The sequence below is a fragment of the Faecalicatena contorta genome, from assembly GCF_001404335.1.
Lineage (GTDB): Bacteria > Bacillota > Clostridia > Lachnospirales > Lachnospiraceae > Faecalicatena > Faecalicatena contortus_B.
On the sequence record NZ_CYZU01000023.1, the window covers coordinates 19,068 to 40,985 of the forward strand.

16 protein-coding genes are annotated in these 21,918 nt (G+C 48.4%); 12 read left to right on the forward strand and 4 right to left on the reverse strand.

Features of this window, described 5'->3' with window-relative positions; translation table 11 throughout:
• The first annotated feature begins 9 nt into the window (after positions 1-9).
• From ARB69_RS12715 to ARB69_RS12725, 3 genes are all read left to right on the forward strand, one after another.
• Positions 10-720, forward strand: coding sequence for a tRNA (adenine(22)-N(1))-methyltransferase (locus tag ARB69_RS12715; RefSeq protein ID WP_055153436.1), 711 nt, complete (start codon positions 10-12; stop codon positions 718-720).
• Positions 710-1,492: a Nif3-like dinuclear metal center hexameric protein gene (locus tag ARB69_RS12720; RefSeq protein ID WP_050642223.1), complete on the forward strand. Its 783-nt coding sequence runs from the start codon at positions 710-712 to the stop codon at positions 1,490-1,492. The genes ARB69_RS12715 and ARB69_RS12720 overlap by 11 nt, the downstream gene beginning before the upstream one ends.
• 94 nt (positions 1,493-1,586) lie before the next feature.
• Complete coding sequence (locus ARB69_RS12725; protein WP_050642224.1) at positions 1,587-3,260, forward strand: nucleoside kinase; 1,674 nt, start codon at positions 1,587-1,589, stop codon at positions 3,258-3,260.
• A gap of 816 nt (positions 3,261-4,076) precedes the next feature.
• Here ARB69_RS12725 and ARB69_RS12730 read toward each other — a convergent pair.
• From ARB69_RS12730 to aroC, 4 genes are read right to left on the reverse strand one after another with little or no spacing between them, the layout of a single operon-like run.
• On the reverse strand, positions 4,077-5,960 hold the full coding sequence (locus ARB69_RS12730; protein ID WP_055153438.1) for an extracellular solute-binding protein: 1,884 nt from the start codon (positions 5,958-5,960) through the stop codon (positions 4,077-4,079).
• Positions 5,957-6,772: an ABC transporter permease gene (locus ARB69_RS12735; RefSeq protein ID WP_050642226.1), complete on the reverse strand. Its 816-nt coding sequence runs from the start codon at positions 6,770-6,772 to the stop codon at positions 5,957-5,959. The genes ARB69_RS12730 and ARB69_RS12735 overlap by 4 nt, the downstream gene beginning before the upstream one ends.
• On the reverse strand, positions 6,762-7,835 hold the full coding sequence (locus ARB69_RS12740) for an ABC transporter ATP-binding protein (RefSeq protein ID WP_050642227.1): 1,074 nt from the start codon (positions 7,833-7,835) through the stop codon (positions 6,762-6,764). The genes ARB69_RS12735 and ARB69_RS12740 overlap by 11 nt, the downstream gene beginning before the upstream one ends.
• Positions 7,825-8,940, reverse strand: coding sequence for a chorismate synthase (gene aroC / locus ARB69_RS12745; RefSeq protein WP_050642228.1), 1,116 nt, complete (start codon positions 8,938-8,940; stop codon positions 7,825-7,827). Before aroC ends, ARB69_RS12740 begins: the two co-directional genes overlap by 11 nt.
• Before the next feature lie 164 nt (positions 8,941-9,104).
• On the opposite strand from aroC, the gene ARB69_RS12750 reads away from it, so the two are divergent.
• The 9 genes from ARB69_RS12750 (at position 9,105) to ARB69_RS12795 (ending at position 21,897) form a co-directional block, all read left to right on the forward strand.
• Positions 9,105-10,952, forward strand: coding sequence for a L,D-transpeptidase family protein (locus ARB69_RS12750; protein WP_330377658.1), 1,848 nt, complete (start codon positions 9,105-9,107; stop codon positions 10,950-10,952).
• A gap of 34 nt (positions 10,953-10,986) precedes the next feature.
• Positions 10,987-12,123, forward strand: coding sequence for a tRNA guanosine(34) transglycosylase Tgt (gene tgt, locus ARB69_RS12755; RefSeq protein ID WP_055153440.1), 1,137 nt, complete (start codon positions 10,987-10,989; stop codon positions 12,121-12,123).
• Between the two features lie 96 nt (positions 12,124-12,219).
• Positions 12,220-12,525, forward strand: a complete 306-nt coding sequence (gene yajC / locus ARB69_RS12760; protein WP_025657375.1) for a preprotein translocase subunit YajC — start codon at positions 12,220-12,222, stop codon at positions 12,523-12,525.
• A gap of 874 nt (positions 12,526-13,399) precedes the next feature.
• On the forward strand, positions 13,400-14,488 hold the full coding sequence (gene leuB, locus ARB69_RS12770) for a 3-isopropylmalate dehydrogenase (protein WP_050642231.1): 1,089 nt from the start codon (positions 13,400-13,402) through the stop codon (positions 14,486-14,488).
• 60 nt (positions 14,489-14,548) lie between these two features.
• Positions 14,549-16,222 (forward strand): dihydroxy-acid dehydratase, encoded by a 1,674-nt coding sequence (ilvD, locus tag ARB69_RS12775; RefSeq protein WP_050642232.1) that lies wholly within the window; start codon positions 14,549-14,551, stop codon positions 16,220-16,222.
• Positions 16,223-16,235: 13 nt separating this feature from the next.
• Positions 16,236-17,915 carry a biosynthetic-type acetolactate synthase large subunit gene (gene ilvB / locus ARB69_RS12780; RefSeq protein WP_050642233.1) on the forward strand — a complete coding sequence of 560 codons (1,680 nt, stop codon included), beginning with the start codon at positions 16,236-16,238 and terminating at the stop codon, positions 17,913-17,915.
• An 82-nt stretch (positions 17,916-17,997) separates the two neighbouring features.
• Complete coding sequence (serC, locus tag ARB69_RS12785; RefSeq protein ID WP_050642234.1) at positions 17,998-19,080, forward strand: 3-phosphoserine/phosphohydroxythreonine transaminase; 1,083 nt, start codon at positions 17,998-18,000, stop codon at positions 19,078-19,080.
• A gap of 1 nt (position 19,081) precedes the next feature.
• Positions 19,082-20,245, forward strand: coding sequence for a phosphoglycerate dehydrogenase (locus ARB69_RS12790; protein ID WP_050642235.1), 1,164 nt, complete (start codon positions 19,082-19,084; stop codon positions 20,243-20,245).
• A gap of 263 nt (positions 20,246-20,508) precedes the next feature.
• Complete coding sequence (locus ARB69_RS12795) at positions 20,509-21,897, forward strand: 2-isopropylmalate synthase (protein ID WP_050642236.1); 1,389 nt, start codon at positions 20,509-20,511, stop codon at positions 21,895-21,897.
• The last annotated feature ends 21 nt before the right edge of the window (positions 21,898-21,918 follow it).

The window sequence follows — 21,918 nt, forward strand, 5'->3', positions numbered from 1 at the left end:
TACGGGCGCATGGAATTATCAAAGAGACTGCAGGCAGTCGCCGCTCTGGTGACTGCCGGATATATTACAGCGGATATAGGCACGGATCACGCCTATATTCCGATCTATTTGGTGGAACACGGATTGATCCCCTCGGCCTTTGCGATGGATATCAACGAAGGGCCGCTTAGCCGTGCAAGAGAACACGTGGAAGAGAATGGTCTGTCAGACCGGATCGAGCTGCGGCTGTCAGACGGCCTGTGTGCCCTTCAACCGGGAGAAGCCGAGACAGCAGTACTTGCGGGGATGGGCGGCGGCCTGATGATCCGGATTCTGAAGAACAGTCCGGATGTTACCGCAGGCATGAAGGAGTTTATCCTGCAGCCACAGTCGGAAATAGCAAGAGTCAGAGCCTTTCTTTTAGAGGAAGGTTTTTTGTTTATCCGGGAAGATATGGTATTTGAGGATGGAAAGTTCTATCCTATGATGAAGGTGAGAACCTCCGGGGAGCGTAACTCTCACTCTGAACGCTGGAGTGATGTGGAGATCCGATACGGAAAATACCTGCTGGAGAGACGCCATCCCGTGTTGAAGGCATTTCTCGAACGCGAGATGTCTCTGAAGTCAGAGATACTCAAAGTCCTGGAGGGGCAGAGCGGTGAAAAGGCTCTGCGGCGATTCGGTGAATTAAAAGAAGAAATGGTATATGTGAGAAAGGGGCTGGATTACTATGCTGTGTAAAGAAATCATGACGATAATAGAGGCGGCTTACCCAAAGTCGGCAGCACTGGATTTTGACAATGTGGGCTTGCTGGCCGGACGCTTTGAAAAGGATGTAAACTGCGTTTATCTTGCCCTGGATGCCACCGATCAGGTCGTTGAGCAGGCGAAGGAAGCGGGCGCTGATATGCTGATTACCCATCACCCGCTGATTTTTTCGCCTTTAAAACGTGTCACGGACGGGGATTTCATCGGTAAGAGGATCGTAAGTCTCATACAGTCTGACATTTCTTACTATGCAATGCATACAAATTATGATGTTCTGGGAATGGCGGACCTGTCAGGAAGGATTCTGGAACTGGAAGACGCACAAGTACTGGATATCACTTCAGAAGCGGACGGTGTGCCGGAAGGCATCGGCAGGGTCGGCACTTTGAAAAATACCATGAGACTTGAGGAATGCTGTGCTTTTGTAAAGAATAAACTGGAATTAGGCTCGGTGAAGGTATTTGGAGATCTGGATAAAAAAGTCGGCAGGCTGGCGGTCTCTCCGGGATCAGGAAAAACCGCGGTCATGCCCGCCATACAGGCGGGGGCAGATGTGCTGGTTACCGGCGACATCGGCCATCACGAGGGCCTGGATGCAGTGGAACAGGGGCTTGCAGTTATCGATGCGGGCCATTACGGGACGGAATACATTTTTATAGAAGATATGAAACAATTTCTTCAGACCAGGCTGCCCTCCCTGAAGGTGGTAACAGCACCCATTATCCATCCGTTCCAGGTGCTGTAAAAGAACATTTCATCATCGTTAACGACCGGATACGCCGGTATATCATAACCGGAGGCAATGGAATAAGAGGCAGGAAACTGCGGAAAGGAATGCTATGGAATCAACAACTTGTACAGTACGCATCGGAGAAGAGACGAAGGAATACGCGGCGGGAACGACTTATCAGGAGATTGCACAGGAATATCAGGCCAGATACAGACATCAGATTGTGCTTGTCTTTATCAATCAGTTCCATCTCCAGGAACTGGATAAAAAACTGGAGCCGGACTGCCGGGAGATTGAATTTATCACAACGGGAGATCCTATCGGATACGAGACTTACAAGAGAAGTCTGTGCTTTATGCTTGTCAAAGCGGTACACGACGTCGGAGGCCATGACAAAGTGGAACGGGTCAGGATTCATTTTTCCATGAGCAAGGGATATTACTGTACGGTAGAAGGGGATGTGGAGCTCAACCAGGAATTCCTGGATCAAGTGGATGCGCGCATGAAGGAACTCACTGCAGAGAAAATCCGGATCGAGAAGCGTTCCGTCCATACCACAAAAGCTGTCGAGCTTTTTCGGAAACACGGGATGTTTGATAAAGAGAGGCTGTTCGAATACAGGAGAGTATCCAAGGTCAACATTTACAGCATGAACGAGTTCGAAGATTACTATTACGGATATATGGTGCCGGATGCAGGGTATCTGAAGTATTATGCACTCTACCTGTACGATGAAGGCTTTATTATACAAATGCCTACGCTGGAATCGCCTGAGACTGTAGAACCATTCTCACCCAGGCCAAAGCTGTTTCAGGTATTAAAAAGATCGGTTCTGTGGGGCGATATGCAGGGCATTGATACGGTCGGAGCCCTGAATGATATGGTCACGCAGCATGATATGAGCGAGGTTGTGCTGGTGCAGGAGGCGTACCAGGAGCGTCAGATCGGGGAGATCGCAAAGCAGATAGCCGACAGGCCGGAGGCCAAGTTTGTCCTGATAGCAGGGCCTTCCTCCTCAGGAAAGACAACATTCTCGCATCGGCTTTCCATCCAGCTCCGCGTCAACGGGCTGCACCCGCACCCAATTGCCGTTGATAACTATTTTGTTGACCGTGAGCGCACACCAAGAGATGAAAACGGCGAATACAACTTCGAATGTCTGGAAGCCATCGATGTAGACCAGTTCAACGAAGACATGCAGGCCCTTCTGTCAGGCAGGGAGGTATATCTGCCCACCTTTAATTTTAAGACAGGAAAGAAAGAATACGGCAGCATTCCCAAGAAACTGAACACGCAGGATATCCTGGTTATCGAAGGGATACACTGCCTGAACCCTAAGCTGACAGAATCACTAAACAATGACAACAAATTCAAGATATACATCAGCGCCCTGACCCAGCTGAACATTGACGAGCACAACCGGATCCCGTCCACCGACGGGCGTCTCATACGGCGCATCGTAAGAGATGCCAGAACAAGGGGCAACTCCGCCAAAAACACCATCGCCAGATGGCCGTCGGTAAGGAAAGGAGAGGAGGAGAACATCTTCCCGTATCAGGAAGAAGCAGACGTGATGTTCAATTCATCCCTTTTATATGAACTGGCCGTCCTAAAACAGTATGTGGAACCCCTGCTGTTCGGAATGGGAAAAGACTGCCCCGAATACGTAGAGGCAAAAAGGCTCCTGAAATTCTTTGATTACTTTGTGGGGATTGGGAGTGAGTCCGTGCCCACAAACTCCTTGCTTAGAGAATTCATCGGAGGGGGCTGTTTCAATGTGTAGATTTTTAGTAAGCGGGAATTTTTGGCTAGGGGGGACGCCTGTCTGAGGAGGGAGTTCAGCCGGGAGGCGGGGGACTTTGCATGTGCTTTCTGAAAGCTGTCCGTTTGCCTGCAACCCCTAAATAAAAACCATGCCGGATGGAAAGGCACCGGCGGCATTCACCCCGCAATTCTGATGAATTGCGCGGCTCAGGCCGCCTTAAAATCTGCTTTTGTGAAGCAGATTTTAGCCTTTCCATCCGGCATGGTTTTTATTAAGGGGTTACACGGCGCTCTCTATGCTTCTCAGAAAGCACATGCAAAGTCCCCCGCCTCCCGGCTGAACTCCCTCCTCAGACAGGCTGGCGCATCCTGGCGGAAATAATGCCGCTTATAGGGTGGAAATCTGACGGAGGAGGCGGATTGGGCTGGGGAAGCGGTAGTGTTTGTGCCGGAACAATTATCGCAGGTACAATGATACATCCAGGCACTATCATACGCTGCTCTCGTCCATTTACTCCCGTGCAAGCCGTCCTACCGACCGGGTGCGACTAGCTGAGCGAAAGGGGCTGGGGGCGGGGCTTCCTATGCTGTTTTTGGAACCCTCATAGCGCGCTTAGAATCCGTTACAGGGAAAATGAGGGAAATGAAGGGCAGGATTTGATTTACCAAATCAAATCCTGTAGCCGCCTGCGGTGTGAAATCATCAGATTTCACGCCAAATGCGGCTAGTACCTTCATTTCCCTCATTTTCCCTGTTACGGATTCTTAGCAAGCGGCCGGGCTCCAAAAACAGCATAGGAAGCCCCGCCCCCAGCTCCTTTCGCTCAGCGTCCCCCTACTCCGACTTCACCTCCCGCCAGAGTTGGTTATAAATGGCATCATTTTCATCCCCCAGGAATTGGAAGGTTTCGCAGTTTTTGAGATCCTCCGGATCAGGAAATGCTATTTCACTGTTCCTCATCCAGCCTTCCTCGATGAGTTTGCGTCCCTCGGAGTTCGGGATGGAGTAGGTGATGTAGTCGAAATTCATTTTGGCTATCTCGGGCAGGCAGAGATAGTTTATGAATTTCTCGGCGTTTTCTTTGTGTTTTGCGTTTTTCGGGATGACCCAGGAGTCGATCCAGAGGTTAGAGCCTTCTTTTGGGATGACATATTCCAGATCCGGATTTTCTACCTGGGTGTAAAGCGCCTCGCCGGAATAGATGACGCCTATGGCGGCTTCGTTTCCGATCATTTTGTCGCGGACCTGGTCTACTACGTATGCCTGTACCAGCGGTTTCTGCTCGATGAGAAGCTTTTTGGCGGCCTCCAGTTCGTCCAGGTCCGTGGAGTTCAGGGAGTAGCCAAGGTATTTGAGTGTGACACCGAAAGCGTCACGGACGCTGTCCTGCATGAGAATGCTGTCTTTGTATTTTTCATCCCAGAGGACGCTCCAGCTGTCTATGGGTTCGTCCACCATGGTTTTGTTGTATAAGATTCCGACCGTGCCGAAGAGATAGGGGACGGAATATTTGTTCTCAGGATCAAACTGGCGGGACTGGGTCATGTAGGTGCTGTCAATGTATTTTATGTTGGGCACATTATCAAAGTTGATTTCTGAGAGCAGGTCGTTTTCAATCATGCGCTGCACCATATAATCCGAGGGACAGACCACGTCATAGGCGATAGCGCCTGACTGGATCTTAGGGAACATAATCTCGTTTGTCTCGTATTCTTCATAGACCACATCAATCCCGGTTTCTTCTTCAAACATGGTAATTACCTCGGGATCCAGGTATTCGCCCCAGTTATAGACGATCACCTGATTGCCTCCGGAAGCGCTGTTTTGGGAGCCGTAGAAAAATCCGCCTGCTATGATGACGATCACCATGGCCGTGGGCAGTACTTTACGGAATATAAGGCGGGATACTTTGTGTTTTTTCTGGATTCTGAGCCGCTTTTCGCCTGCAGCCTCCTTTCTGTCGGGGGTTACATTTACAAGGAACAAAAGAACCAGGACTGTCACGAACATGATGGTGGACAGCGCGTACATCTCGGGCTTAATGCCTTTTCTGACTTCACTGTAAATCTTCGTGGAAAGGGTATCCACCCCGGGGCCCTTGGTAAAATGTGTGATTACAAAGTCATCCAGCGACATGGTAAAGGCCAGCAGGAAACCGGAAAATACGCCCGGCATAATATCCGGAAAAACGACTTTGAAAAAAGCATATACCGGGGAAGCCCCCAGGTCCAGCGCAGCCTCATAGGTGTGTTTGCTGGTCTGCTTGAGCTTGGGCATGACGCTAAGGATCACATAGGGAATATTGAAGGTTATGTGGGCCAGTAAAATGGTTTTGAACCCCAGTGAGAAGCGGAATGCGATAAATAAAAGCATCAGAGAGATGCCGGTTACGATATCGGCATTCAGCATGGGTATATTCGTGACTCCCATGAAAAAGGTGCGGAATTTCGGCTTCATGGCTTGAATCCCAATCGCCGCGGCGGTTCCGATGATAGTTGCGATCAGAGCTGATACAAGGGCGATGATAAGCGTTGTGTACAGCGCATTCATAATATCCCGATTCTGGAAAAGGGCCGTATACCATTTTCCTGTAAATCCTCCCCATTTGGAACGGGTTTTGGAACTGTTAAAGGACAGCACCATCAGGGTTACGATAGGAGAGTAGAGCAGGATAAAAATTAAAATTAAGTAAAAGCGTTTTGCAGCGTTTTTTATCAAAATGCGGTCCCCTCCCCATTCTTATCGTATTTGGCGATCAGCGCCATGCTGGCAATAATAAAAATCATCAAAACAAGAGAAAGCCCGGAACCTACGTGCCAGTTGCTTCCCTGTTTGAATTCCTGTTCGATTACATTTCCTATTAACAGGATCTTGCTTCCGCCCAGCAGATCCGAGATGACAAAGGTTGTCAGCGAAGGAACAAACACCATAGTGATCCCGCTGATGATGCCCGGAACGCTTAAGGGAAGTATGATTTTTGAAAATGTCTGGATACCGTTTGCTCCCAGATCCCGTGCAGCAAAAATAACATCTTTGTCTATCTTGGCAAGGACATTGTAAATGGGCAGTACCATGAACGGCAGAAAGTTGTATACCATGCCCAGCACGATGGCATAGGGCGTGTTAATCAGTGTCTGCGCCGGAAGATGAAAGAATCCCAGAATGCTGTTGATGATTCCGTTTTTTTCCAGCAGGTTCTGCCACGCCAGTGTGCGCAGAAGAAAATTCATCCACATGGGCAGGATGAATATCAGAACAATGAAGCTGGTCTGATTTACATTTTTTTCCGAAAGAATCATAGCCAGAGGGTATGCGAGAACGAGGCAGAGCAGTGTGCTTATGAAGGAAAGCAGCAGCGCCAGGCCAAGAGCCTTTAGGTTCTCAGGCGTTGTAATCTGTGCCAGATTCAGTAAGGTAAATCCTCCCTCTTTATCCGTTAGTCCGTAATACACGATCATGAGAAGAGGGATGATGATAAAAGATGCCGCCCAGAATAAATAGGGGCCGCTCAATAATTTTCTACTCTTCAATTCCTACCGCCTCCGCATCTTCAGACTCCGGTTTTTTCATGATCTGTATGTCAAATGGGTCTACTCTGATTCCCACTTCGGTTCCAACCGGGAACATATCCGTGCTGTGTACCAGAAGTTCATAGTTATTTGCAAGGACTTCCATCTCATAATGGACACCTTTGAAGATCAGGTGGGTGACTACGCCCTCGATAATTCCGTCCTCCGGTTTTACCAGGTCGATATCTTCCGGCCGGATCACCGCGTCCACGGGCTTGTTCCTTCCGAAGCCTACATCCACGCACTGCCAGATGGATCCGAGCATCTTTACCACCTTATCCTCCACCATGGTGGCCGGAAGGATGTTGCTGTCCCCGATAAAATCTGCGACAAACGCGTTCTGAGGCTCATTATAGATGTCCTCGGGCGTACCGATCTGCTGGATGTAACCCTGGTTCATGACAACAATCGTGTCAGACATGGTCAGGGCTTCCTCCTGGTCATGTGTTACGTAGACAAACGTGATCCCAAGCTCATTTTTTAAACGGATCAGCTCATACTGCATATCCTGGCGCAGCTTCAGATCCAGGGCGCCCAGCGGCTCATCCAGAAGCAGTACCTTTGGTTCGTTAACGATTGCCCGGGCGATGGCGATGCGCTGCTGCTGGCCTCCGCTCAGAGAGTCGGGGCTTCTGTCCTCGTATCCCTCGAGATTAACCAGCTTCAGTGCATAACGGATCTTATCCTGGATATAACCTTTTGATTTGCCTTTGATTTTCAGGCCAAAGGCGATATTTTCTGCGATAGACATATGGGAGAAAAGGGCATATTTCTGGAAAACAGTGTTCAGCTGCCGACGGTTGGGCGGCAGCTTATTAATGTTCTTTCCATCGAAGATGATATCCCCGGAATCCGGCGTCTCAAAACCGCCGAGAATCCGCAGGAGAGTAGTCTTTCCACAGCCGCTTGGGCCCAGAAGCGTTAGAAATTCGTTTTCACGAATATAGAGATCCAGCTGATCCAGAACTACATTCTCATCAAATGATTTTGTGATGTTTACAATATCAATCAGTTTATTGGACATTCTTTTCCTCCGTATAATAAGCTTTCACTTTATCCAGGCGGCTTCCCATGTTCTCGAGAAGCAAATCCGCCAATGTAAGGGCGGTCATGGACTCGATGACAACAACGGCTCTGGGGACGATGATGGGATCATGGCGTCCATGGATGGATATGGATGTCTCTTCCCCATCCTCCGTCACGGTCTGCTGTGCCTGGGAAATAGAAGGCGTTGGCTTAACCGCTGTGCGGACGATCAGTGTGGATCCGTCGCTCATCCCTCCAAGCACGCCGCCTGAATGATTCGTCTTTTTATATATTCTCCCGTTTTCGGAAGCAAATGCATCATTATTGATACTTCCTGTCAAAGATGCAGCCTGAATTCCGTCCCCGATCTCCACAGCCTTCACCGCGCCTACGGACATAACCGCCTTTGCAAGGCACGCATCCAGTTTATCGAATACCGTTTCCCCGAGTCCAACGGGCAGCCCGGTTACCCGGCATTCGATCGTGCCGCCGCAGGAATCCTGACCCGCGATCAGAGTATCCAGATGTTGGGCGGCTTTGGCAGCGGCCTCGTTGTTTGGCATATAGAGGCTGTTTTCTGTGATTTCCGAAAAATGATAATCTTCTTCCGGGATGTGAACCGGGCCAATCGATTTTGCGTAGGAAATGAGCCCGATTCCAAGCTCTTTTAATAATAAGGAAGCAACTGCACCGGCAGCGACACGCCCGATGGTCTCTCTGCCCGATGACCTGCCGCCTCCGCGGTAGTCGCGTATGCCATATTTTTGCGTAAAAGTATAGTCCGCATGCCCAGGACGGAAGGTGTACGCCAGATTCCCATAATCCCGGGAGCGCTGGTCCTGATTGCGGACGATGAGAGAAATTGGTGTGCCAGTTGTTCTGCCTTCGAAGATACCGGACAGAATCTCTACCTGATCCGCCTCGTTTCTCTTTGTTGTATATTTACTCTGCCCGGGCTTACGCCGGTCCAGAAATGTCTGTATATCTGCTTCGCTTAAAGGGAGCCCTGCGGGGCAGCCGTCGATTACAGCGCCTACAGCGGCGCCATGGGATTCCCCCCAGGTTGTTACCCGAAATAATCTGCCAAATGTTGAACCACTCATGGAAATACTCCTTTCTTTTTGCACATAGACTTATTATATAAGAAGATATATAATCGTGCAATCCTTAATTTATCTTTAAATTCATACTTTTTTACTGTACATTTTCCCTGTTTCGTAATATAATGTGGACTAGATATTGATTAAAAAAGAGGGAGTAATACTAGATGAGCGATAGGAATAAGACAAATTCAGACAGCATTCACCCAGAAGATAAAGAAAAAGAAGAGAAATACTACCAGGATGAGATCGATGAAACAGCCGAGGATTATTTTCTGGACGATGAGATAGATGAAGATGATGAGGACTACTTCTTCGATGAAGAAGAGGAGGAAGAGGAACCGCAAGAAGAGTCTGCCCGCACTGATACCGGCAGGGGGCAGGCGGAGCAGCCCCGGGATATAGCCAAAACCCAGGTGATTCCTGATGTGATCGAGGTCCGTTCCTCCTCACAGAAGGATGCGGCATACGATACAGACAGCGGCAGGTATTATGATGATGACTACGAGGAAGACGATGATTTTGAGGAGGAAGATGAGGAGATAGAGTTCGAAGACATCTTCGAGGAGGAAGAGCCAAAGAAAAAAAATAAGAAGTCTGGGAAAAAGAAAGGCAGAAAAAAGAAGAGTATGAAAAAGCTCTGGATAATTACAGGCAGCGTTGTGGCTGCTGTAGCGGCGGTCTATATCGGTGTCTCCGTATTCTTTATGAGCCATTTCTTTATGAACACCGAGATTAACGGGCATGATTTTTCAGGAAAGACCCCTGCGGATGTAGAGGCATACATGAAAGAACAGGTCGATGGCTATCAGCTGGAAGTCAAAGAAAAGGACAATAAGTCCGACACGATTGCCGGAAGCGAGATCTCATTAACCTACAAGGAAAATGATGATATTAAGCAGGCGTTGAAAAAGCAGAATGGTTTCCTCTGGCCGGCGGCGTTCTTTTCAAAGAATTCGGCCAAAGTGACGGTTGAGGTTTCCTATGATCAGTCTGCACTGGATTCTAAGATACAGAGCCTTCAGGCAGTGACTGCCGAACAGGTTCCTGCGCAGTCCGCGTATCCAAAGTTTGACGGAGAGAAGTTTGTCATAGAACCGGAAGTGATCGGCACCGCAGTAAATATGGACGTGCTGAAGGAAAAGGTGCACCGGTATATTTCCGAGTTTCAGACGGAACTGGATATGGAAAAAGAAAAATGTTATGCAGAGCCAAGATTCACCTCAGAGTCCGAGGAAGTAAAAAAGGCGTGCGATACCATGAATAGCTACTGTAAGGCAAGTATTACATATACAATGACCGAGCGGGAAGTTGTTGATAAGACACTGATATCCACATGGGTTACCGCCGATGAGAATATGAACGTAACTTTTAACGAAGAAGCGGTCAAATCCTGGCTGACAGAGTTTGGTGACAAATACGATACAGTGGGGACAACCAGGACAATCGTTACTCCAACCGGAAAGAGCGCGGAAGTATCCGGAGGCACTTATGGCTGGTCCATTGATGAGGATACCGAATTCGAAGCGCTGACCAACAGCATCAAGAATGGGGAAACGGTAGAAAAAGAACCGGCTTACTATCAGACAGCAGCTGCACATGCGCCTGCGGACTGGGGGAACACCTATGCGGAAGTGGATCTGTCTGCCCAGCATATGTGGTATATTGTAGACGGCGCCGTTGCGCTTGAGACGGATGTAGTTACAGGTTACCCTTCGCCGGAGAAGGAAACCCCTGCGGGAGTCTACAATATTCTGGAGATCCAGCGGAACAAGACACTGGTCGGTGAGATTGACCCGAGTACAGGAGAACCGGAATACGAGACGCCGGTCAGCTTCTGGATGCGTGTGACCTGGAGCGGAATTGGGTTCCACGATGCGACGTGGCAGCCGGGATTCGGAGGTTCGCTGTATACAAGCATTGGTTCCCATGGATGTATAAACATGCCATACGGCCAGGCTGAGGCTTTATTCAATATGATCGGTATGGGCACACCTGTGATCATACATTATTAAGTGCTTGAAAAATTATATAACAGATGAGGTTACTATGTACGAATTATTAAAACGGGACGGTCTTGCTAAGCGGGGCCGTTTTCATACGGTTCACGGAGCGATAGAGACTCCGGTATTTATGAATGTGGGCACCGCGGCAGCCATTAAGGGCGCCGTTTCCACAGATGATCTTCAGACAATTAAGACACAGGTGGAGCTTTCCAATACGTATCATCTTCATGTACGCCCAGGTGATGAAGTTGTTAAGAAGCTGGGCGGGCTTCACAGATTTATGAAATGGGACAAGCCGATTCTGACGGACTCCGGCGGGTTCCAGGTATTTTCCCTTGCAGATCTGCGTAAGATCAGGGAAGAAGGCGTTCATTTTCATTCCCATATAGATGGAAGAAAGATTTTTATGGGGCCGGAAGAAAGCATGCAGATCCAATCAAACCTGGCTTCTACAATTGCAATGGCATTTGACGAATGTCCCTCCAGTGTGGCAGACAGAGAGTATATGACGGATTCCGTTGCAAGAACGACCCGCTGGCTGCGGCGGTGCAAGACGGAGATGGCACGCCTGAATTCCCTGCCCGATACGATCAATCCGCAGCAGATGCTGTTCGGCATCAACCAGGGCGGTATCTACGAGGACATCCGGATTGAGCATGCCAAACAGATCACAGAACTCGAACTGGACGGATATGCAGTGGGAGGCCTTGCGGTAGGGGAAAGCCATGAAGACATGTACCGTATTCTGGATGCCGTTGTACCTTACCTTCCGCTGGAAAAGCCGACTTATCTGATGGGCGTGGGTACGCCGGCCAACATACTCGAGGGCGTAGACCGGGGGGTGGATTTCTTTGACTGTGTTTATCCGACAAGGAACGGAAGACACGGACATGTCTACACAAACCACGGAAAACTAAACCTGTTTAATGCAAAATTTGAACTGGACGACAGTCCCATTGAGGAAGGATGCCAGTGCCCCGCCTGCAGAAGCTACAGCAGAGCCTATATCCGCCATCTCCTCAAGGCAAAAGAAATGCTGGGCATGCGCCTGTGCGTCCTGCACAACCTCTATTTCTATAACACGATGATGGAAGAAATCAGGGCAGCCATTGAAGCCGGCGAGTATAAAGCGTATAAGAAAAAGAAGCTGGATGGAATGGAAGGTATGAAAGAGGCATAAAAATTTAGAGAAATTCCAAAAGATACTTGAAGATTTGTCCAATTTTGTGTATAGTTAACTTATTGTTTGTAGAGATAGTAATTAGGAGGATTTAAAATGAATGGATTATTAGCGGCAGGCGGAGCAACAGGGATGGGTGGTATTATCCTGATCTATGTTGTTATTATTGGTGGTATGTGGTTTTTGCTTATGCGCCCTCAGAAGAAAGAGCAGAAGAGAGTACAGGCAATGCTTTCCACAATGGAAGTAGGCGATACCGCTTTGACAACAAGCGGTTTTTATGGGGTAATTATTGATATCACAGATGACGATGTAATCGTAGAATTTGGGAACAATAAAAACTGCAGGATACCAATGCAGAAAGCGGCAATTGCTCAGATCGAGAAGCCTAGTGCTGAATAGGCGGGGAGACGCGGGGTGAGGGGCGCCCGTCAGGGAACACATGGTGATTCCCGGGGCAGGCCGTTTGCGAAGAAACACTAACAGCGAAAAAGCAGCAGCTGATGGAACCAGCCGCATTCACTTAGAAATCTGATGATTTCTAAGCTCAGGCGGCTTTGAAAACTGATTTGGTAATCAGTTTTCATCCATCAGCTGCTGCTTTTTCGCTATAAGTGTTTCTAACGCGCACTTTGATGCCCCGGGAATCACCATGTGTTCCCTGACGGGCTAGGCTCATCCGAGCGGGTGGACGACTATTCAGCAGGTGAAAGGCGGCGGGGAGGGCAGCGGATTGGGCTGGCTTCTAGGGGCTATTTTGGTAGGAGACGAAGGAAAATTTGCTGATCTGATAATATCCCGTCTGGTGAAAGATACACTTTGCCAGGGCACATCCGCTGCTCCCACTTCGAAATCCTACATGGGATGGAATTGTACGTGCCGGCCGGATGAACCAGCCGGCGGCAGGGGAAGGAGGGGCGGCTGCAGGCTCTTTTGGGGATTAGCAGCTCTTCATTAAAAAGGGCGGGAAAATGCGGGCTGGAACCAGGCTCACAAAGCCTGGTTCCAAGCAGGCCTGCAAGGCGAATTCATCGGAATTCGGCTTAAATGCCTGCGGTGCCCGGCATTTTCCCGCCCTTTTTAATTTAGAGCTGCTTATCCTCCAATTCCGCCCTCAGCTGCCCCTCCTTCCCCTGACGACGGCGTCCACCCTTGCGCAATCCCTCCAATCCCTCCATTTTTCGCATTAAAGGGTTGAAACGTGGCGAAAAATACGGTATGATAAAAATTAGCATTTTTATTCTATTACATATATATTTGGAAGGAAGTATTAGGTATGAGACTGAACATCGGAGTGATTAAAGGGGACGGTATTGGGCCGGAGATCGTGACGGAAGCGATGAAGGTTCTGGATAAAGTGGGAGCGGTATTCGGGCATGAGTTCTGTTATACGCAGCTTTTGATGGGAGGGGCATCTATTGATGTGAATGGCGTGCCTCTTACGGATGAGACGATTGCGCTTGCCAAGGCAAGTGATGCGGTGCTGATGGGGTCTATCGGCGGAGATGCCGCAACTTCTCCGTGGTATCAGCTGGAACCATCTAAAAGACCGGAGGCCGGGCTTCTGAGGATTCGGAAGGAATTGAATCTTTTTGCAAATCTGAGGCCGGCTGTGCTGTATGATGAGCTGAGGGAGGCGTGTCCTCTGAAAGCAGAGATCGCAGCAAAAGGGTTTGATATGATGATTATGCGGGAATTGACCGGCGGGCTTTATTTTGGACAGAGAAAGACCGTGGAAGTGGACGGGGTTATGACTGCATATGATGAACTTACATATAATGAAACGGAAATACGCCGTATTGCAAAACGGGGATTTGATATTGCTATGAAGCGCAGGAAGAAAGTGACGAGCGTGGATAAGGCGAATGTACTGGACTCTTCCAGATTGTGGAGAAAGGTAGTAGAGGAAGTGGCTGCCGATTATCCGGAGGTGGTTTTGGAAAACATGCTGGTGGATAACTGCGCAATGCAGTTGGTTAAGGATCCGAGCCAGTTTGACGTGATATTGACGGAGAATATGTTTGGGGATATCTTGTCGGATGAGGCAAGTATGGTTACCGGATCAATCGGTATGCTTGCATCAGCCAGCCTTAATGAGACAAAGTTCGGGCTTTATGAGCCAAGCGGCGGTTCCGCTCCTGATATTGCGGGCAAGGGGATTGCCAATCCGATTGCTACAATTCTGTCGGCGGCAATGATGCTCCGGTTCTCATTTGATCTGGATAAGGAAGCTGACGCCATCGAAAATGCAGTCTCAAAAGTATTAAAAGACGGGCTTCGCACGATTGATATTATGTCGGAAGGAAATACACAGATTGGCACCAGTGAGATGGGTGACAAGATCTGTTCCTATATAAACATTTAGGTAGATCAGAGTTATAACAGCAGGAGTAATGGCATAAGTAGAAAAGGAGGTTTTAAAACTATGAGAAGTGATACAGTAACAAAGGGAAGCCAGCAGGCGCCCCACCGTTCTTTGTTTCATGCGCTGGGAATGACGCAGGAGGAAATGGACAGACCGCTTGTGGGCGTAGTCAGTTCCTACAATGAGATTGTGCCAGGGCATATGAATCTGGATAAGATCACTGAGGCAGTTAAAATGGGCGTGGCGATGGCAGGAGGAACCCCTATTATGGTTCCGGCAATCGCTGTCTGTGACGGGATTGCCATGGGGCATGTGGGAATGAAGTATTCCCTTGTCACAAGAGACCTGATCGCTGATTCAACAGAAGCGCTTGCAATGGCGCATCAGTTTGACGCGCTTGTGATGATCCCAAATTGTGATAAAAATGTGCCGGGCCTTTTGATGGCCGCGGCCAGAATCAACATCCCGACGATTTTTGTCAGCGGAGGGCCCATGCTCGCAGGACATGTAAAGGGCGGAAAAACCAGTCTTTCCAGCATGTTTGAGGCTGTTGGATCCTATGCGGCAGGAACAATGTCTGAAGAGGATTTATGTGAGTTTGAAAATAAAGCATGCCCTACATGCGGTTCCTGTTCGGGTATGTACACAGCCAACAGCATGAACTGTCTGACGGAGGCTCTTGGTATGGGGCTGCGTGGGAACGGAACGATCCCGGCTGTCTACTCCGCAAGGCTGCAGCTGGCTAAACATGCGGGCATGCAGGTAATGGAGCTGGTGAAAAAGAATATCCGGCCAAGAGATATTATTACGGAGGAGGCCATTCTTAATGCATTAACCGTAGATATGGCTCTGGGCTGCTCTACAAACAGTATGCTTCACCTTCCCGCTATCGCTCATGAGATCGGAATGGACTTTGAAATTGAATTTGCAAATTCAATCAGTGAAAAAACGCCGAATCTGTGTCATCTTGCACCCGCAGGCCATACATACATTGAAGATCTGGATGAGGCGGGCGGAGTGTACGCCGTTATGAATGAGTTAAATAAAAAAGGCCTGCTGCATACGGATTGTATGACTGTGACAGGTAAAACTGTGGGTGAGAATATTGCAGGCTGTACGAATCTCAATCCGGAAGTCATCCGGCCGATTGAAAATCCTTACAGCGAAACCGGCGGAATTGCAGTGCTCAAGGGAAATCTTGCACCTGACGGAAGCGTGGTTAAGCGTTCCGCAGTTGTTCCGGAGATGCTGGTACATGAAGGGCCTGCCAGAATTTTTGAAAGCGATGAGGCTGCCACCGAGGCGATTAAGACAGGTAAGATCAACCCGGGGGATGTTATTGTCATCCGCTATGAAGGTCCAAAAGGAGGCCCGGGCATGAGGGAGATGCTCAACCCGACCTCTGCAATTGCAGGATACGGGCTTGGATCTACCGTGGCGCTCATTACGGACGGACGTTTCAGCGGCGCATCCCGCGGCGCATCCATCGGGCATGTGTCACCGGAAGCTGCTGTGGGCGGACCGATTGCGCTGGTAGAGGAGGGAGATATTATAAAGATCAATATCCCTGAGCTGAAGCTGGAACTGGAAGTTTCAGATGAAGAGATGTCTGCCAGAAGAGCTAAATGGCAGCCAAAGGAGCCGGAGATTAAGACCGGATACCTGGCAAGATACGCATCTATGGTTACATCCGGCAACAGAGGGGCAATACTGGAAGTGCCAAAGACAAATTAGGAGGTCCTTATCAATGCATTTAACTGGAGCAGAAATCGTCATTGAATGTCTGAAGGAGCAGGGTGTGGATATTGTTTTCGGGTATCCGGGCGGCGCGATCCTAAACGTTTATGACGCTTTATATAAACACAGTGATGAGATCACGCATATCCTGACCTCCCATGAACAGGGGGCTGCGCATGCCGCAGACGGATATGCGAGAGCGACGGGCAGAGTTGGTGTCTGCTTTGCCACAAGCGGACCGGGAGCCACGAACCTGGTTACCGGCATCGCTACGGCTTATATGGATTCCATCCCGGTTGTTGCAATTACCTGTAATGTCGGCGTATCCCTGCTTGGCAAGGATAGTTTTCAGGAGATTGATATTGCAGGCATTACAATGCCGATTACAAAGCACAACTATATTGTAAAAGATGTCAGTAAGCTGGCCGGGACGATCCGCAAGGCATTCAGAATCGCGCAGACAGGCCGTCCCGGTCCGGTGCTGATTGATATTCCGAAAGATGTGACCGGTGAGAAAACCGATTATAAGCGTGAAGCAATTACTCCCGTCATCCCCATGGGGGCTGAGGAAATCTCTGACAAAGAAGTGGAGACAGCAATCAGCATGATTAATAAGGCAAAGCGCCCTTATATCTTTGTCGGCGGCGGAGCCGTTTTATCGGGTGCAAGTGAAGAACTGACTGAGTTTGTTCATAAAGTTGACGCGCCGGTCACGGATTCACTTATGGGCAAGGGCGCATTTCCGGGAACCGATGGGAGATATACGGGCATGCTTGGCATGCACGGGACCAAGACGTCCAATTACGGGGTCAGCGAATGCGACCTGTTGATTGTTATCGGCGCAAGGTTCAGCGACAGAGTGACCGGCAATACCAGGAAGTTTGCAAAGAATGCAAAGATTCTTCAAATTGATATCGATGCGGCTGAGATGAATAAGAACGTCATCATTACCGCAGGTGTGGTGGGCGACATCAAAGAAGTCCTGAAGAAGATAAATGCAGGCTTAAAACAGCAGTGCCACCCAGAATGGATGAGTAAAATACAGGAATACAAAGGAAAATACCCGCTCAATTACCATACGGACGTACTGACAGGACCCTATGTCGTAGAAGAAATCTACAGACAGACAAAAGGGGATGCCATCGTAGTAACAGAGGTCGGCCAGCATCAGATGTGGGCCGCACAGTATTACAAGTATACAAAGCCGCGGACCTTCCTGACCTCCGGTGGTCTGGGAACGATGGGATACGGCCTGGGAGCTTCTCTTGGGGCGAAGACCGGATGTCCGGACAGCGTTGTGGTTAATATCGCAGGAGACGGCTGTTTCCGTATGAATATGAATGAAATAGCCACAGCGGTGCGGCACCGGATTCCCGTCATACAGGTTGTGATTAACAATCATGTGCTCGGCATGGTCCGCCAGTGGCAGAACCTGTTTTATGAGCAGCGCTATTCCGCCACCGTTCTGAACGATGCGGTGGATTTTGTGAAGCTGGCGGAGGCCATGGGGGCGGAAGGGATCCGCGCAACCACAAAGGATGAATTCCAGGCAGCATTTGCGAAAGCCTTAACGCTGAACAAGCCGGTTGTCATCGACTGCCAGATCGACAGTGATGATAAAGTATGGCCCATGGTAGCTCCGGGAGCTGCAATCAGCGAAGCTTTTGACGAGAGCGATATCAGCCATTAGTATCCCAAGAGGACAGAGATGGCTTGAGTTGTAATGAAACTTATCAATGATGAAGCATAAAAAGTGCAGGAGGAAATTTGAAATGAGTAGAGTGTACAATTTTTCAGCAGGGCCGGCAGTTTTACCGGAAGAAGTATTAAAATCAGCAGCAGAAGAAATGTTGGATTACAAGGGAACCGGCATGTCGGTCATGGAAATGAGTCATCGCTCAAAGGCTTTCGAGGAGATCATTACATCAGCAGAGGCTGACTTGAGAGAGCTTATGAATATTCCTGACAACTATAAAGTCCTGTTTCTGCAGGGAGGAGCCTCCCAGCAGTTTGCCATGATACCGATGAACCTTATGAAAAATAAGGTGGCTGACTATATTGTGACAGGACAGTGGGCGAAAAAAGCTGCCAGTGAAGCCGCAAAATACGGTAAAGTTAACAAAATAGCATCTTCTGAAGACAAGACGTTCTCATATATACCAGATTGCTCTGACCTTCCGGTTTCAGAGGATGCAGATTATGTCTATATTTGTGAAAACAATACAATTTACGGTACCAAATTTAAAGAACTTCCGAATACAAAAGGCAAAACTCTGGTTGCCGACGTATCATCCTGCTTCCTGTCTGAACCAGTGGACGTAAGTAAATATGGAGTGATTTACGGGGGAGTCCAGAAGAATATCGGGCCTGCAGGCGTTGTGATCGTTATTATCCGTGAAGATTTAATTACGGAGGACGTACTGCCCGGCACACCGACCATGCTTACATATAAGACGCACGCAGACGCGAAGTCCCTTTACAATACCCCTCCGGCATATGGTATCTACATTTGCGGAAAGGTATTTCAATGGCTCAAGAGCATGGGAGGCCTGGAGACAATGAAGGCCCGCAACGAAAAGAAAGCAGCGCTTCTGTATGATTTCCTGGATCAGAGCAAGATGTTCAAAGGCACCGTTGAGCCAAAGGACCGTTCTCTGATGAATGTGCCTTTTGTTACAGGAAATGCCGAATTGGATGCCAAGTTTGTTAAAGAGGCGAAAGCTGCAGGCCTGGAGAATCTGAAAGGCCACAGAAGCGTGGGCGGCATGCGTGCCAGCATATACAATGCAATGCCATATGAGGGTGTAGAAGCACTCGTTGCATTTATGAAGAAGTTTGAGGAGGAGAATCTGTAAAATGTATAAGTATAATTGCCTGAATCCAATAGCCCAGGTGGGACTGGAAAAATTTAATGAAAACTATGTAAGAACAGATGACGCAGGGGAGGCGGACGCTATCCTTGTAAGAAGCGCAGGAATGCATGATATGGATTTCAGCAGCAGCCTGAAAGTCATCGCACGCGCAGGTGCGGGCGTTAACAATATCCCGCTGGACAAATGTGCAGAAAAGGGAATCGTTGTATTTAACACTCCTGGCGCCAATGCCAATGGTGTTAAAGAAATTGTGATCGCGGGAATGCTTCTTGCAGCACGTGACATAATAGGCGGTATTAGCTGGGTTCAGGAGAATGAAGAGGACGGGGACATCGCCAAGATGACCGAAAAAAAGAAAAAGGCCTTTGCCGGGACAGAGCTGGAAGGCAAAAAATTGGGCGTCATAGGTCTCGGAGCAGTCGGAGTTCTGGTAGCAAATGCTGCAACGCATCTCGGAATGGAAGTATACGGTTATGACCCATATGTATCCGTCGACGCTGCATGGAAGCTTTCACGTAATATCCACCATGCAAAAACGGTAGATGAGCTCTATAAAGAATGTGATTATATCACGATCCATGTACCGGCCCTGGAAGATACGAAGGGCATGATTAACAAAGACACGATCAGCCTGATGAAAAAAGATGTGGTCATCCTGAATTTTGCAAGAGATGTGCTCGTAAACAGTGAGGACATGGTTGATGCCCTTGTAGCAGGAAACGTGAAATGTTATGTAACAGACTTTCCAACACCGGAGGTCACAGGAGTTAAAGGGGCAATTGTAATTCCACACCTCGGAGCTTCCACAGAGGAATCCGAAGACAACTGTGCAAAAATGGCAGTCAAGGAAACCATTGATTACCTGGAAAATGGTAATATTACACATTCCGTAAACTACCCCGATTGTGATATGGGACAGAAAGGTGAGGGATCCAGAATCACCATCCTGCATCATAATATACCAAACATGCTCGGACAGTTCACGGCACTGCTCGCAAAAGAAAAATTAAACATCTCATTGATGGCAAATAAGAGCAGAAAAGAATATGCTTATACCATGATCGACGTAGACGGAGATGTATCTGAGGCTGTAAAAGAAGAACTTGGCAGTATCGAAGGGGTTCTTAAAGTGAGAGTTATTCTTTAGTAGTTGAATGGATCGCGTAGAAAACGGGCACAGAAGTGTCGGGATACGCCTTCCGGCTGCAAAGTGGAGTAAATGAAAAAGAAGGAAAACCGGGGCAGACCTGGTTTTCCCTCTTTTTTCTTTATGCTGCCTGGCATCCGGAAGACGCTAAATAAATTACTATTGACACAGAATGTATAATTGTATACAATTATACGTGGATGTAATCTGCAGAATTGAAGTGCTGCGGGGTGTTAACTGGATATATAGGAGGTAATGGTAGAATGGAAGACAGAAAAGTATTTTTGAACAAACACACAAATCTTTTGGAACTGGAAGAGCATATGTATCAGCTGGTGGATGTGGACTCGCCTAATGTGTTCCGCAACTTGTTCCACTATGATGAGATTCCGAAGATTGCTTTTAATGACAGGATTGTGCCTCACAATATGCCGGACGAAATCTGGATTACGGATACGACGTTCCGTGACGGACAGCAGTCACGTGCCCCCTATACAACAGAACAAATTGTTACGATTTTTGATTATTTACATAAGCTTGGCGGGCCTAAGGGTAAGATCAGGCAGAGTGAATTTTTTTTGTATAGTAATAAAGACCGGGATGCGGTTTATAAATGTCTGGAGAAGGGATATGAATTTCCGGAAGTTACAAGCTGGATCCGGGCGAATAAGAAAGATTTTGAACTGGTGAGGGAGATCGGGCTGAAGGAAACGGGGATTCTGGTGAGCTGCTCTGATTATCACATATTTTATAAACTGAAGATGAACCGCAGGGAAGCTCTGGATCATTACCTTTCTGTTGTAAGGGAGTGTATGGAGACGGGAGTGAAACCGAGATGCCATCTGGAAGATATTACGAGATCTGATATTTATGGATTCGTAATCCCTTTCTGTCTGGAGCTGATGAAGCTTATGGAAGAGTATCAGATACCGGTTAAGATCCGTGTCTGTGATACCATGGGATATGGGGTGAATTTTCCGGGGGCAGTGATTCCGAGATCCGTACCGGGGATTATCTATGGACTGATGACACATGCTGGTGTTCCAAGTGAATTGATTGAATTCCATGGGCACAATGATTTCTATAAGGCGGTCAATAATTCGACTACGGCTTGGCTGTACGGCGCATGCGGGGTGAATTGTTCCCTGTTCGGAATTGGAGAGCGTACGGGAAATACTCCGCTTGAAGCGATGGTATTTGAATACGCACAGCTCAGAGGGACGCTGGATGGAATGGATACAACTGTAATCACAGAGCTGGCGGAGTACTATGAAAAAGAGATCGGATACCGGGTTCCCTCCAGAACGCCGTTTGTCGGGAAGAATTTTAATGTAACCCGCGCCGGGATTCATGCGGATGGAATGCTCAAAAACGAAGAAATTTATAATATTTTTGATACCGACAAATATCTAAACCGCCCGGCGCTTGTATCTGTCTCCAATACGTCCGGTATTGCAGGAATAGCATACTGGATTAACGCATACTACAAGCTTCCGGCAGAACGGCAGGTGGATAAAAATTCAGAGCTTGTGCTGGCATTAAAGACCTGGGTGGACAAAGAATATGAAGAAGGTCGCGTTACAGTCTTGACAGATGACGAATTAGTTGCCAAAATAGACAGTGTATGCAGTGAACTGCATATAAAACTCTGACTTGGGAGGACATAAAAGCAA

Coding starts and splice junctions, on each gene's coding strand:
- ARB69_RS12715 (WP_055153436.1), top strand. CDS start 10: ATGGAATTATCAAAGAGACTGCAGGCAGTCGCCGCTCTGGTGACTGCC.
- ARB69_RS12720 (WP_050642223.1), top strand. CDS start 710: ATGCTGTGTAAAGAAATCATGACGATAATAGAGGCGGCTTACCCAAAG.
- ARB69_RS12725 (WP_050642224.1), top strand. CDS start 1,587: ATGGAATCAACAACTTGTACAGTACGCATCGGAGAAGAGACGAAGGAA.
- ARB69_RS12740 (WP_050642227.1), bottom strand. CDS start 7,835: ATGTCCAATAAACTGATTGATATTGTAAACATCACAAAATCATTTGAT.
- aroC (WP_050642228.1), bottom strand. CDS start 8,940: ATGAGTGGTTCAACATTTGGCAGATTATTTCGGGTAACAACCTGGGGG.
- ARB69_RS12750 (WP_330377658.1), top strand. CDS start 9,105: ATGAGCGATAGGAATAAGACAAATTCAGACAGCATTCACCCAGAAGAT.
- tgt (WP_055153440.1), top strand. CDS start 10,987: ATGTACGAATTATTAAAACGGGACGGTCTTGCTAAGCGGGGCCGTTTT.
- yajC (WP_025657375.1), top strand. CDS start 12,220: ATGAATGGATTATTAGCGGCAGGCGGAGCAACAGGGATGGGTGGTATT.
- leuB (WP_050642231.1), top strand. CDS start 13,400: ATGAGACTGAACATCGGAGTGATTAAAGGGGACGGTATTGGGCCGGAG.
- ilvD (WP_050642232.1), top strand. CDS start 14,549: ATGAGAAGTGATACAGTAACAAAGGGAAGCCAGCAGGCGCCCCACCGT.
- ilvB (WP_050642233.1), top strand. CDS start 16,236: ATGCATTTAACTGGAGCAGAAATCGTCATTGAATGTCTGAAGGAGCAG.
- serC (WP_050642234.1), top strand. CDS start 17,998: ATGAGTAGAGTGTACAATTTTTCAGCAGGGCCGGCAGTTTTACCGGAA.
- ARB69_RS12790 (WP_050642235.1), top strand. CDS start 19,082: ATGTATAAGTATAATTGCCTGAATCCAATAGCCCAGGTGGGACTGGAA.
- ARB69_RS12795 (WP_050642236.1), top strand. CDS start 20,509: ATGGAAGACAGAAAAGTATTTTTGAACAAACACACAAATCTTTTGGAA.